Annotated in this window: 10 protein-coding genes; 4 read left to right on the forward strand and 6 right to left on the reverse strand. The window is 60.9% G+C overall.

All coding sequences use genetic code 11. The features are described 5' to 3' along the window. The first annotated feature begins 243 nt into the window (after window positions 1-243). Both BDB13_RS23060 and BDB13_RS23065 read left to right on the forward strand, forming a co-directional pair. On the forward strand, window positions 244-870 hold the full coding sequence (locus BDB13_RS23060; protein ID WP_441347207.1) for an Rv1733c family protein: 627 nt from the start codon (window positions 244-246) through the stop codon (window positions 868-870). 53 nt (window positions 871-923) lie between these two features. After that, window positions 924-2,381, forward strand: coding sequence for a bifunctional aminoglycoside phosphotransferase/ATP-binding protein (locus BDB13_RS23065; protein WP_094273860.1), 1,458 nt, complete (start codon window positions 924-926; stop codon window positions 2,379-2,381). A 3-nt stretch (window positions 2,382-2,384) separates the two neighbouring features. On the opposite strand, the gene BDB13_RS23070 is transcribed toward BDB13_RS23065, so the two are convergent. The 4 genes from BDB13_RS23070 to BDB13_RS23085 form a co-directional block, all read right to left on the reverse strand. Next, complete coding sequence (locus BDB13_RS23070; RefSeq protein WP_094273861.1) at window positions 2,385-3,392, reverse strand: Acg family FMN-binding oxidoreductase; 1,008 nt, start codon at window positions 3,390-3,392, stop codon at window positions 2,385-2,387. A gap of 340 nt (window positions 3,393-3,732) precedes the next feature. Continuing rightward, entirely contained in the window at window positions 3,733-5,424 is a 1,692-nt protein-coding gene (locus BDB13_RS23075) for a sensor histidine kinase (RefSeq protein WP_094273862.1), read from the reverse strand. After that, the gene (locus tag BDB13_RS23080) at window positions 5,421-6,068 is read right to left on the reverse strand and encodes a response regulator transcription factor (RefSeq protein WP_094273863.1); all 648 of its coding nucleotides are present in this window, start codon (window positions 6,066-6,068) and stop codon (window positions 5,421-5,423) included. Before BDB13_RS23080 ends, BDB13_RS23075 begins: the two co-directional genes overlap by 4 nt. Before the next feature lie 73 nt (window positions 6,069-6,141). Further along, window positions 6,142-7,113 carry an Acg family FMN-binding oxidoreductase gene (locus BDB13_RS23085; protein WP_094273864.1) on the reverse strand — a complete coding sequence of 324 codons (972 nt, stop codon included), beginning with the start codon at window positions 7,111-7,113 and terminating at the stop codon, window positions 6,142-6,144. Window positions 7,114-7,355: 242 nt separating this feature from the next. Here BDB13_RS23085 and BDB13_RS23090 point away from each other — a divergent pair, with 242 nt between their 5' ends. Both BDB13_RS23090 and BDB13_RS23095 read left to right on the forward strand, forming a co-directional pair. Then, window positions 7,356-8,246 (forward strand): universal stress protein, encoded by an 891-nt coding sequence (locus tag BDB13_RS23090; protein ID WP_094273865.1) that lies wholly within the window; start codon window positions 7,356-7,358, stop codon window positions 8,244-8,246. 5 nt (window positions 8,247-8,251) lie between these two features. Beyond that, window positions 8,252-9,013 (forward strand): HAD family hydrolase, encoded by a 762-nt coding sequence (locus BDB13_RS23095; protein WP_254922932.1) that lies wholly within the window; start codon window positions 8,252-8,254, stop codon window positions 9,011-9,013. 3 nt (window positions 9,014-9,016) lie between these two features. On the opposite strand, the gene otsB is transcribed toward BDB13_RS23095, so the two are convergent. Both otsB and BDB13_RS23105 read right to left on the reverse strand, forming a co-directional pair. Beyond that, window positions 9,017-12,259: a trehalose-phosphatase gene (otsB, locus tag BDB13_RS23100; RefSeq protein ID WP_094273866.1), complete on the reverse strand. Its 3,243-nt coding sequence runs from the start codon at window positions 12,257-12,259 to the stop codon at window positions 9,017-9,019. After that, window positions 12,256-13,164: a universal stress protein gene (locus tag BDB13_RS23105; RefSeq protein ID WP_094275133.1), complete on the reverse strand. Its 909-nt coding sequence runs from the start codon at window positions 13,162-13,164 to the stop codon at window positions 12,256-12,258. The genes otsB and BDB13_RS23105 overlap by 4 nt, the downstream gene beginning before the upstream one ends. Window positions 13,165-13,198: the final 34 nt, after the last annotated feature.

Below are 13,198 nucleotides of genomic sequence, written 5' to 3' on the forward strand. Positions count from 1 at the left end.
AGGTTTCTCCGTGCGAGAGCGCAGTACCAGGGTCATCGGTCGCCAACTCTTGCCGTACGGCCTACCGGATTAGAAATCGGGGTCGACGGCCATTCAACAAGTGACATTCGACCATTTAGGTGACCATCACGTGCACGCAAGGCTGAACGGTAGACAGGACATGCCTCACGTATTGAGCATCGGCGCCAGTGTCAGCCGTTCGTGATGTTCCCTGCAGCCACGCCGCTCCGGAAGGCGGACACCATGCGTAACCACCCGGATCGCACGATCTCTCGGCCCAGTCGATGGTGGAGGCAAGCGCCGTGGTCCTCCAATCGATTGATGCGTCCCTCTGACCGATTCCTGTCCTCCTTGGTCATTGCGGCTGTTGCGATAGTGGCACTCGCGGTACCTGTCTCGGCAACAATGGGGACCTCGACCTACACGTCCGACCGAGCACGTATCGAACAGGAGTACAGCACGTATCAAGAGTGGAACGGCACGGTCGTGCAGTCGAATGGCACGACCCCGAGTGCCCCACCAGTGGTGCCGGCGGCCCCCGAGATTGCGGCAAACGACGTCGGTGGCGCGAAGAAGGCAGTGACGTGGACTATGAACGGAACATCTCGCACCGAACCGCTGATCGCGCACTTCGGCGCGCAAGTCGGTGACACGATCACAGTGTGGACGAACGGCAAGGGCGATCAGGTTCAGCCACCCCCCGAGACGTCGATAGCGGCTGTCGACGGCGTCGCGGTTGCGATCGTGTTGTGGGGCGCGGTCACCCTCACGATGTACCTCATGGTCGCGGTTGCCCGCAATCTGATCGCTCTCCACAACCATCGAATGTGGGACCTGGAGTGGAAGAACAAATTTCAACAACACTCGTGAGTTGATCGAGACCGGAACCGGAGCTACCGAACATACTCGAGGAGCGAAGTCAGGTGGATTCCTACATCGACGTACGCGAGACGACTACGGGCGTCGTCATCCTTGTCCGTGACCGCGCCTACAAGATCAAGAAGGCAGTAACGACTGCTTACCTGGATTTCGGAAGCTCGGCGCAGCGAGAGGCTGCACTGGTCCGCGAACTCGAATTGAATCGGAGGATGTGCCCGGACGTGTATCTGGGTGTGACTCACCTGACAGATCCGCTCGACAAGTCCAACGAGCCGATTCTGGTGATGGCCCGCATGCCTGACGATCGACGACTGTCGTCGATGATCACGTCGGGTCAGGATGTCACAGAAGAATTGCACGACATCGCTTCTGCAGTCTCCGAGTTCCACCGCCGTGCGGCCCGCGACACTCGGATCGACGAACATGCAACAGCCGAGAGTATCGGCCCGCGATGGAAGACCAACCTTGCCGAACTACGAGAGATATGTGCGGGGACCGTGCCCGGTGACACCGTCGACGAACTCGACAAACTAGCCGAGACGTTCATACTCGGACGAACAGCATTGTTCGACAAGAGAATTGCCGAGGGACACATCGTCGACGGACACGGCGATCTGCTGGCCGACGACATCTTCGTTCTCCCCGACGGTCCCAGAATCCTCGACTGCCTCGACTTCGACGACCGACTCAGATTCATCGATACCGTAGACGACGCGAGCTTCCTCGCCATGGATCTGGAATTTCTCGGGCGAGAGGACCTGGCAGGCGCATTTCTCACTTCGATGGCGACGGTGTCGCAAGACCGGCCACCGCGAGCGCTGATCGACCACTACATCGCTTATCGAGCGACTGTCCGCGCAAAAGTCGACGCATTGCGTATGCGTCAAGGCGGCACGGGCAGTGTCGCCAGGCTCGAACGTCATCTTGCTCTTGCCTATTCCCACCTTCGACGTGCCGAGGTGCGGTTGTGCCTCGTCGGCGGACTCCCGGGCTCGGGTAAGTCGACTCTGTCGGCGGCACTCGCCGAACATACTGGCGCAGTTATTATTTCGAGTGACCGAGTACGCCGCGAGTTGGTCGACGACGGCACACTCACCGGCAGCGTGCGGGAGTACCGGGAAGGCCTGTACTCCCCCGCTGCAATGGATACGGTCTACTCCGAGATGCTCACTCGAGCTCACGAGCAAGTGATCCTGGGGCAGTCTGTGATTCTGGATGCGACGTGGTCTGATTCCCGGCATCGACGTGAAGCAGGTGCACTGACGGCGTCCACTTCCTCGGCATTGATCGAAATCTACTGCAGTGCAACCCTACCGGTTGCAGTGCAACGAATAGCGCTGCGCACGGAATCGCTCTCCGACGCCACCGCGGCAACTGCGACGGCCATCGAACGAGAGCATGATCCGTGGCCGGAAGCCGTCGCGATCGATACCGATGTCCCTGTCGACGTAAGCGTCGACGCAGCTCTGGACGTGTGGAACTCGGCTGCGAAAGGGCCGTAAGGTTCAGTGCACGATCGTCAGAACATCCTCGATCGCGCGTCGGCCCGAGGCAACCGGTTCGTTGTAACCTGAGTCCGCATCCTCCGTGTCCGACTCCAGCAGTCCGATCCGGATCATGACCTGTGGATTCTGAAATGTCTCACCGGACCTAGATGCGACGTCGCGCACGATCTCGCGACTCGCCTCCACCTCGGTCAAATGTGTCAGCGGACAACTCGCCAGGTGCGATGCCGTTGCGTGTAGCAACACCGAGGACAGCGCCTGTCCCGCATTCAACCAGTCGATCGGCGCGTCCGAAGGCGTGCTGAGCAGAACCAGCGCAGCGTGGTCCCGAGCATCACGTTCGATTTTCAGATGCCCGGAAGGGAATGCTCGGGCAGAGGCAGACTCGTGCGACGACAGCGCATCAGGCAGTGCATCCCGCGGAATTCCTTCGTCGGATCCGGCTGAACGAATCCACTCCTCGAGCTCATTCCAATAATCGGGATCATTGCGATGCTCTTGCGTAGCGATAGCCGACGCGTGCTCCAGCATGGATCCGTACTGCCGCGCCAGGATAGTCATCGACGTGCCGAATTCGTTGGCGCCGTGTGAGAGTACGCCCATTGATCCCACCGGAGGCGCATCGAACGGACGCCGGTCGGTCCGTCGACGCTCCAAGGACGAGAACAGGGCCGCACTGGATCCTTCCGGATGCGCCCGCCCCCGGAACGTGATCGAGGCCAACAAATCAGGTTCGGAGCGGTCCGGAAGTATCGTGACGATCGGTTCGAGGAGATTGTGTTCCAGGGCAATTCTCAAGTGGTGGAGCGCGCCGCCGCAACTGATGATCAATTGCCGACCGTCTGGGTCCTCGACCGGAATCGAGCGTCGACGATCGACGTACAGGCTGAGTTGACCGCGTTGCAGTCGCCACGACCACGGCTGAACGTTATGAACGGACGGTGCCGCACAGGCGTACTCGACTGCACTGGTGATCGTTTCGGGACATGCGCTTGCGTAGTGCGCCATTGCAGACCACTCTCGTCGGAAATCTTCCGCAGGCAGCCCCCCGCGATATCTCAGGCAGGCCTGCCGCAGATGCCTCTTTCAATTCTGCAATGACAGCCCGGGTGCTCGCTACGGTCCTTGGTCATCTCGGCACCACCAGCCGCCACCATCAACTCAAGCCGAGTCGGGTACTCCACTTCGAAGTTGCCCGACAATAGTGTCGGCCCACATCTCGATGTCCGACCAGTCTCGTGCGTCACCGTATCTACCGCCCATGAGTGCGAAGACAATTCGACCGAACAGTGGCCAATCTCCGTGTTTCCCTTGGCGCTCGCGTATCCGATCAGAATCCGTGTCATCGTCACTCGGTCCCTTCCGGGAGCGGAACCGACCAGGCCAGGGTGGTGCCTGTTCCAGCGGTAGTTCGCAGTTCGAATGTTCCGCCGAGTTCGGACGCCCGATCAGCCAAATTGTTCAATCCTCGACGGCGGATTCCCAGCGGAATTCCGACTCCGTCGTCCGCCACGGTGAGCGTCAAATCGTCCTGCACGTCAACGGTGACAATGACCGCTGATGCCTCCGCGTGTCGCACCACGTTACTCAGCGCCTCGCGCAGCACAGCCTCGATATGGTCCCCCATCTGCGGATCCACCACGGAGAGTGGACCTTTCACTTGCAAGGTCACCTTCAGGTCTGTGTCGGCAGTCGCCGCTGCGACAACGCTGTGGAGGCGACTACGGAGAGTGGGTACTTCGTCGTCGGAGGCGTGCAGATCGAAGATAGTTCGACGGATGTCCTGAATGATGTCCTGCAAGTCATCGATCGTCCCTTTGAGCCTTCGCTGAACTTCTGGCGAACGCGCGCGTTGCAAAGTCCCTTGCACCGACAGGCCTACCGCAAACACACGCTGGATGACGTGGTCGTGCAGGTCGCGGGCGATCCGATCACGATCCGAGAGTACGTCCAGTTCACGCATCCGTTGTTGATTGCCGGCCAAGCGGAGCGCAACGGCACCTTGATCTGCAAACGCAGACATCAAGGACACTTGATCCGGCCGATAAGGCTGAGCATCTCGAGCTTTCAGAACTGCCAGTACACCCATGACCTGTTGACCGTCGCGCAACGGTAGAACAATTGTGGGACCGTACGTCTGTTCGTCACTGAAGCCCGGATCAAACTCCAGAGAGTCGACGGTAATCGGCTTCTTCAACCGGTAGGCCTGCCCGGATGTCGAACTGTCCAAAGGGATTCCACGCCCGACGAGGATCTCGGAATTCGGACCGCTCGCGACGGTGATGACCAACTCGGTCACGTCCGCCGACGTCAGTTCGGGATCGGGCGGCACCGCCAGGAACGCACAGTCCGATTGTGTGAGCGACAAGGACCTGTCCGATATCAATTGCAGAACCTCGAGCGCGTCGACACCCGCCAATAGCGCGGTTGCCACCTCACTGGTCGCGTACTGCCACTCTTGTTTGATCTGAGCCAGTGCGTACAACTGAGAGTTGTCGATCGCGATTCCCGCTGCCGATGCGAGAGCTCGAACGATCATCTCGTCATGCGCCGTGAAGGACCGACCGTTGGACTTCTCGGTCAGGTATAAGTTGCCAAACACAGTGCCTCTGGTTTGAATGGGGACACCGAGGAAGGTGTGCATCGGCGGGTGATGCTCCGGGAATCCGACGGACGCCTCGTGCTGCGACAGATCATCCAAGCGAAGTGATTGCGGATCCGAGATCAAGACGCCGAGTACACCGCGTCCACGTGGCAGATCCCCGATCAGTTCACGGGTAGCTTCGTCAATTCCCTCGTACACGAATTGTTCCAACTCGTCGCCCTCACCACGAACACCCAGCGCACCGAACTTCGCGTCGACCAAAGTGATTGCAGATCTTACGATCGTGCGCAGTGTGGCATCCAGATCAAGTCCTGCGGACACTGCGAGCAACGCTTCCAGGAGTCCGTCGAGATGAGCGCCACCGTCCGATCGGACACCCGCTCCGACCCGAGCCGGTTCGAAAAGACGTTCTGAACTTGGTTTTTCGTCAGTCATGTCCGTGGCAAGCGTTCGCGCATCTTGGTTGCGAGAATCGCCGCTTGCGTACGACGTTGGACACCCAGCTTGCCCAGTAATCGAGATACGTAGTTCTTCACGGTCTTCTCCGCCAAGAACATCCTCGCCGCGATCTGCCGGTTAGTCAGGCCCTCTCCCAGCAACCCGAGCAAGACACGCTCTTGCTCGGTCAGTTCCTCGAATGGCCCGTTCTTGTCTGCGGCGTCGGTACGCAGCTTCGCCATCAATGCCGCGGCTGCACGGTTGTCGAGCAGAGACTTTCCCGATCCGACATCACGGACTGCCCGGGTCAGATCCAGACCCCGGATGTCCTTGACGACGTATCCACTGGCGCCGGCCAGGATCGCGTCCAACATCGCCTGATCGTCTTCGAACGATGTGAGAATCAGACAACGCAGTCCGGGTAGTTTCGACAGCAGTTCCCGGCACAGTTCGATGCCGTTTCCATCGGGTAGTCGAACATCGAGAACGGCCACGTCTGGGTCGAGTGCCGGAATTCGCGCAATCGCGTGTGCGTAGTTCGACGCTTCACCGACGACACGGAGTTCTGGATCGTCGTCGAGCAACTCCGCGAGACCACGGCGCACGACCTCATGGTCGTCGACCAGAAATACATCGATCATCAAGACGTCCGTTCTCCACGCAGGTAGGCGCGAATACCCACACTCCTCGACTACCCATCACCGACCGACCCAATCAACTCGGCGAGAAAACTTCGGCCACCGACCTGCGGGCCGTCAATACCGGCGGCGTACCGCTCGGGGCACGTCCGATGCGCAGCAGCATCTGCGGTACCCCGATCTCGGGCACAATCCGGTGAATCACCGAACGACTCCTCGGTACCTCGGTCACGTGTGACAGCGGGCAGGTCGCCGCCCCTCGCACCGTCGCTTCGAGCAGGACGGCGGACAGTGCCCGCCCACAGTGCAGCCAATCGGTTCTCGCGTCCGAAGGCGTTCCGAATGCGAGTACAGTCGACTCGTCAACCGAACCGGATTCTTCCGGCGGTGCATTCTGCCGCGAAGGGAAGGTACGACCGATCGGAACTCCTGCCACACCCGAAACGAGCGACGTCTCCGGGATACCGCCTGTTGCCAGGGAATGCCCTGCCCACCAATGTAACTCGGCCTGATACTCCGGATCATAGCGCCGCGCCGACGCCGTCGATTCAGTTGCCTCGAGAAGTCCTTCTCTCTGGAGCGGATCCAACGCGACAACGCTGACCCCCAATTCCCGGGCCTGATCAACAGCACACTCGACCAGCGCGTCGATACCCTCGAAGACCCCGAATGCCCGACGATCCGTTCGCCTACGACGGATAGCCGTTAGCATGTCGAAATCATGGGAGCGTGGACGGGCATCACGCCGAAAGCTGATCGTTGCAAGCAGATTCGGGGACACCGCACGCTCTTCGTATCGAATGTCGGCGCTCCAGCGCAGTCCCAGAAGTCCCACACTCAAGTGGTGTAGTGCAGCGCCGCAGCTGATGTGAAGCTGTCGACCGGTCGGGTCTGTCGCCGGCAAGAGTCTGGTGTGGTCACCGAGAAGCTGCAGCTGACCGTCGACGTACTTCCATCGCCACGGCTGACTGTTGTGCAGCGAGGGTGCTCGGCACGCCAGATCAACGGCGAGTTGTAGAACGCTCGAGTCGGGTCGGGTGGGGTCCATTTCTACTCCGATATCGACTGATGAACGGCCCGGATGCGGCTGTCAGTTGAAGCGTCGCAGCACTCGACCATCCGCAGAAGTGCCGATTGTCACCGCTTTACCGAAATCTGGAATCGAAGGCACACACGAAGAAAGAAGGTGACAACGGAAAGGACCTTTTCCTCTGCTAGTTCACCCGCCGCTGTCCGACGATTCAAAGACAGTCCCACTACTCGTGTCTCGAATGCCGAAGGAGAACAGTCGTGAGAATCAATCCACCGGTCGTCGTCGGATTCGACGGATCGACGCAATCGTGTGACGCCGTGTGGTGGGGTGCACGTGACGCCGCTCTTCGCGGCGCGCCACTGCTCCTGGTCACGACGATATTCACGCCGACCACCTACGGCGTTCCGATCGGTATGCCCGCAACCTACTTCGACGAGCAGGAAGGGGCGGCGAAGAAGCGATTGACGGAAGCCGGCGAACTCGCCAAATCTGCCATCGGCAAACGCGAACTCGAGATCGAGGTCGAACTCGCCTCGGATCCACCAATTTCTGTACTTCGGCAGATTTCCAAGACCGCCCGGAGCGTGGTCGTCGGAACCCGTGGGCACGGTGAATACACCGGTGGGCTGGTGGGTTCGGTGAGCTCGTCCCTGGCAGTGCACGCACTGTGTCCGGTCATCGTCGTTCGTGGCGTCGCTGGTGACGGACTCGAAGATGACGCGCGCCCCGTGGTCGTCGGAGTCGACGGAAGTATTCACAGTCAACCTGCCATTGCTGCAGCCTTCGAGGAGGCCTCACTGCGGGGCGTCGATCTGGTGGCGGTCCACGCCTGGTCGGATGTGGTTCTGGAAGTTGTCTTCTCGAAGTTCGAGAACGTCGACTGGCAAGCGCGACAGGACACCGAACGCGCACTGCTGGCAGAAAGTCTGGCCGGATTCGGCGACCGATATCCGGACGTGAGTGTGAACACCATCGTGGTCAAGGACAAGCCTGGCCAGAATCTGATCGACCATTCCGGACGTGCGCAATTGATCGTTCTCGGCCGACGGGGACGCGGTGGGTTCAGCGGCATGCTTCTCGGAAGTACGTGCCGGGAAGTTCTTCACGGCGCGCAGTGTCCGCTCATGGTCGTCAACAGTCATCGGTGACCGTGGTGCACACAGACACACCATCTCGGGCCTCCATCATGATCGGCGGCAAGGTCTTTCGTGCGGTTCTGTTCGACATGGACGGCGTGGTCACCGACACCGCGCGTCTCCACCTCGCGGCGTGGCGTCGTCTGTTCCAGGACCTGACCGAGCATGGCGATGTGGGAAACGTGGAACTCAGTGACGACGACTACCGGCAATACATCGACGGAAAGGACCGGGGGCGCGGCCTGAAGTCCTATCTCGATTCGCGCCACGCAGTTGTACCGCCCGGTACCCCTGACGACGCCCCGAACGCCATCACAATCCGTAACCTCCTTCGCCGCAAGAACACTTACTTTCTGGACGAACTCGATCGAAGTGGCGTCGAGGTGATCACTCCCACGGTTCGGTGGATTCAGCAGTTGCGTTCGATGGGCGTTCGCACGGCTGTTGTGTCGGCAAGCAAAAATGCGCGATATGTACTAGATCGAGCAGGACTCACCGACTACTTCGATACTCGCGTAGACGGAATCGACACCGCGAAATTGGGCCTACGAGGTAAGCCAGACCCCGACACCTACGTGGAAGCTGCACGGAGACTTTCAGTTTCACCATCTGATTGTGTTGTCGTCGAAGACGCGACCGCCGGAATCCGCGCTGGCCGTTCCGGAGGCTTCGGACTGTGCGTCGGCTTGGGTCCCGCGGAGAATTTTGCAGCCTTGACCGAGAACGGCGCAGACGTGGCGGTATCCGATGTCAGCCAGATCGATTACCTAGAACCATGATCGCTACGCCAGTCGGACTGTGGCACCCGGATGGAGTTGCACAACCTGACCGCGGCATTCGATCTCGATCGACGGCTGATTTCCCATCCCGGCGCTGACCTGGACTACCTTCCCGTTAATGCGCAGACGCAGACGGTGTCCCCGGTAGAAAATGGGAAACTCCAGGGTACCGAGCGGTTCTGGCCAGTGCGGGGAAAAGATCAGGCGGTCACCTCGTGTCTCGAGCCCGGTGAAGCACCTTTGCAATAGGTCCACGCTGCCGGCCATGGCGGCCAAGTGAATTCCCTCCGCGGTGGTTCCACCCTGAATATCGGCAATGTCGGATTTGAGTGCGAGGTCAAAAAATTCCATCGCCCGGTCGCGATTGGCCCTGGCCAGCACCCAGGAATGGACGACGCCACTCAGCGTCGAACCGTGCGACGTACGCGCCATGTAATAGTCGATGGTCCTCGGAATAGCATCACCCGCAAATTCGTAGCCCAAACCTTCGAGGATGCAACGCAACTCGTCAGCGGACAGCAGATAAAACAGCATCACGACGTCAGCCTGCTTCGACGCCTTGTAACAATTGACGTCGTCGCCCTCTGCTTCGAGGAGTCGGTCGAGACGTTGGATGTCGCCGTAGCGCAAGCGATATTCTTCCCAATCCAGTTCCGGAAGGTCCGCGTATCCTTCGAACTGGCTGATGACCTGATCGTGAAACGGGACGAACATTCTGCGAGCGATATCCCTCCAACGCTCGATCTCCTCCGTAGGAAGGCCCAGCGTCTGAGTGAGGTCCGACCGGATCTGAAGCGGGACCGCGTCGAGCGCCTCGAGTGCCCGCAGGATCACCCAGACCGACATGACGTTGGTGTAGGCGTTGTTGTCGATCCCGTCGTAGGGAGCGTTCGAGTATCCGGAGTGGAACTCGTCGGGGCCGATGACCCCGCGGATGACGTACCGACCCCGTACCTGATCGAAGGAGGCGAGGCCCGCGTAGAAGCGAGCGATTTCCACCAACATCTCAGCGCCGCAATCGATCAGGTACTCGAGATCTCCGGTCACCTGGTAGTACTGCCAGACGTTGTAGGCGATCGCGATGCCGATGTGGTGCTGGCGCCGGCTCGGATCCGGGTTCCAGCGACCGGATCTCGGATTGAGATGCAGTTGCTGGCTCTCCTCCCGTCCGTCGCTACCCGACTGCCACGGGAACATCGCGCCCTGCTGACCGGCTTCTATCGCGGCCCGGCGGGCCTCCCCCAAACGGCGGTACCGGTACCGGAGCAACGACCGGGTCAGCTTAGGTAGGCGCAGGTTCAGCACCGAAAAAACGAACAACTCGTCCCAGAAGATATGACCGCGATAGGCCTCGCCGTGCAATCCACGAGCGGGCACGCCCGCGTCACGGTCGGCGGTATTCGGTGAGACCGTCTGCAACAGATGAAGAAGGTGGAACCGGATGACGCGCAGTGCGTGGCCATGACCGTCGAGGTCGATGCCCATGCGGTCCCACAGCCCCACCATCGCTAGCACGTGATCGCCCAGCACCACGTCGAAACGGCCCAGACGAGAGAGCCAGCGCTCGGCTTCGTCGGCCGGCTCGGACAGCGCGTGATCGCGTCCGGTGAACAGAGTCACCATCTTCTCCAGAGTCACCAAGCAGCCCACTTCGAGATGCAGAGTGATGTCGTGCCCGATCCGGCCGTCGCCCTCCACCAGTCGATACTCACTGGGAAAGGGCTCTCCATTGCGCCACACCGTATTTCGTGCCGCCATCGCCACCGGCACCCCGGAACTGTTGGTCTGCACCGCGAGCAGCACTGTGTTGCCGGACAGTGCAGTGGTCTGCAGCAGTTCGAGGTGGTGACCGCCGAGTTCGTGATAGCGCTCGACCAGCGCGTTGCGGACAGTGCCGTCCAGTTGCGAGCGGATCTCGAGTCGGCCCGACCAGTCTTCGGCCACAATCCTCATCTCGAGGGCGCAGGCATGTGCGAGATGCATCGCAACATATCTCCGCTGGACAACCGAGGTGGTGCGGCCCTCATTGTCGCGTATTCGGAACCGGCGAGTCAGAACGCCCCGGCGAAGATCGACGTACTGGCTGTACTCGAGAACCTCCGCAGCGTCGATATCGAACCACGGGCCGCCCTCGATCCGGAACGTCACCGGCAACCAGTTCGGCAGGTTCACGATGCTCTCGTTGTCGACCGTAATCCCGGATACTTCGTCCTTCAGACGGTTGAAGATGCCGGCAGCGTACGTACCCGGGTAGTGCACGACCCCCGCGCGAGACTCCGGTGCGCAACCGCGAGTGGCGAAAGCCCCGTTACCGACCGTGCAGAGCGCTTCCCTCAACTTTTCGGCATTGGGGTCGTACCCGTCGAAGAACACCGTCCAGGGATCGTCGGGAGGCGGCACCGTCTCCGGGCCGCTGCCCAGCAGATCTGCCAGCCATTGCAGCAGTTGGCGGACCTGGTCGGGGCTGTCGACCGCGAACCGAGCAGCCGACTGCCGATCGCCGTCCTCGAAGTGGCGCACCACGATTCCGACGCCGCGGTCCGCCAGCGCGACGAAGGCGTCCTCATCGGTGAGGTCGTCGCCGATGTAGATCGGCAGCACGTTATCGCTGTGCGCGAGGTGATCGAGAATCCAGTCCAGTGTCCGGCCTTTGTCCCAGCCGACGTCGGGGCGAAGCTCGGTGACCTTGCGCCCGCTGGTGACACGGAGCCCGGCTCGGTCCGCGACCTCGTGGACCGCGGCGACAACCTCGCCGACCCTGTCGACGTCGACGTTCCGATGATGGACGGCAACAGCAAAATGTTTGTGCTCCACCACAACCCCCGGCACGCCGGACAAACGGCTCCGAAGGACCTCTGCGGCACGCTCGAGATCCGGCACCGAGGCCAAGGCTGCATCATTTCGGTCGTGTTGGCCGTCCGGTCCGACCACTTCGAAACCGTGACTACCCGCGTACCAGATCCCCGTGATGCCCACTCGGGTTTGTACATCTGCCAGATCGCGGCCACTGATCACACCTACCGGGCAACTACGGGCCAGCCTGGCGAGCTCTTCAGCTACGCCGTCGACGAGGGTGGCAGCTGTCGGGTCGTTCACGATGTTCGAGAGGGTGCCGTCGAAGTCCAGAAAGACTGCGAGTCGATAGGAACGCAAAAGGACGGTCAACTGATCTCGCGACGTCAGAGCTTCCGGTATTTCCGACAGTCGGCGGTCGTTACGCCGTGGGTCGATCGCAGTTCCAGTCATGAACTCAACTCCGGTGATGCGTGTTCATCGACACTTTCCCCGCCGGGCCGTCTGACAATCACCAGTGGGCACGGAGTTCTATGCAATAGGGCTGAACCTGTTGAGCCGAGAGCCATCCCGGCAAAACCGCCCCGTCCCCGGTTTCCGACCACAACCAGCTGGGCGTCACCCGCCAACGCGAGGAGATGATGCACGGGCCGATCCCGAACAAGGTTTTGCCGCACCCCGACGTCAGGGAACCGCTTCCACCACCGGGACACACTTTCCGCCAGCACCAACCGTCCTGCCGCTTCCACCGCGGCGCGGACCCCGGCCCCTGCATCGACCTGCGTCGATGACAGATCTTGGTCGAAAAAAGCATGCAGCACAATCAGTGGCGCTCCGTGAAGGGCGGATTCCTCGAAGGCGAGGCCGATGGCCGGTTCGCTGTTCATCGACCCGTCAACGCCGACCACAACGGGTCCCGCGCTGTCCTTGACCCTGGACCAACCGTCGATCACGACCACCGGGCAATGTGCTTGACGGGCCACCGCCGAGCTCACCGAGCCGATAAGCCCACCGGAGAACTCGCCTAGCCCGCGGCGTCCGAGCACGATCATCACGGCCCCCGCGGAGCGATCGATCAGAACTCCCGGCGCGTACTGGAGCGACACCTCGGTCTGGATCTCGATCGGTTCGCCAGCTGTCGCCGCTCTAGCCACCTCGAGTGCCGCAGCAAGCACTCGATCTGCCCGAGCGTGTAACTCTCGGACGAGGTGCGGACCATCATCTGTTCGGCGATACGTGGTGCAACACAACAGAAGTAATGGCACCGCACGCAGAGTTGCCTCGCGTGCGGCCCACCGCAACGCGTCCAGCGAGTGCTGGGATCCGTCTATTGCCACAATGATCGGAGGTCTGACCATGGCGACCTCCACAGCAATCGATGTCGGCGTCCAG

This window comes from Rhodococcus sp. OK302, from assembly GCF_002245895.1.
In the GTDB taxonomy this organism is placed as follows: Bacteria; Actinomycetota; Actinomycetes; order Mycobacteriales; family Mycobacteriaceae; genus Rhodococcus_F.

What these genes read in the sequence shown, in the direction of transcription:
- BDB13_RS23060 (WP_441347207.1), top strand. Translation starts at nt 244, where the DNA reads ATGCGTAACCACCCGGATCGCACGATCTCTCGGCCCAGTCGATGGTGG.
- BDB13_RS23070 (WP_094273861.1), bottom strand. Translation starts at nt 3,392, where the DNA reads ATGGCGCACTACGCAAGCGCATGTCCCGAAACGATCACCAGTGCAGTC.
- BDB13_RS23075 (WP_094273862.1), bottom strand. Translation starts at nt 5,424, where the DNA reads ATGACTGACGAAAAACCAAGTTCAGAACGTCTTTTCGAACCGGCTCGG.
- BDB13_RS23080 (WP_094273863.1), bottom strand. Translation starts at nt 6,068, where the DNA reads ATGATCGATGTATTTCTGGTCGACGACCATGAGGTCGTGCGCCGTGGT.
- BDB13_RS23085 (WP_094273864.1), bottom strand. Translation starts at nt 7,113, where the DNA reads ATGGACCCCACCCGACCCGACTCGAGCGTTCTACAACTCGCCGTTGAT.
- otsB (WP_094273866.1), bottom strand. Translation starts at nt 12,259, where the DNA reads ATGACTGGAACTGCGATCGACCCACGGCGTAACGACCGCCGACTGTCG.
- BDB13_RS23105 (WP_094275133.1), bottom strand. Translation starts at nt 13,164, where the DNA reads ATGGTCAGACCTCCGATCATTGTGGCAATAGACGGATCCCAGCACTCG.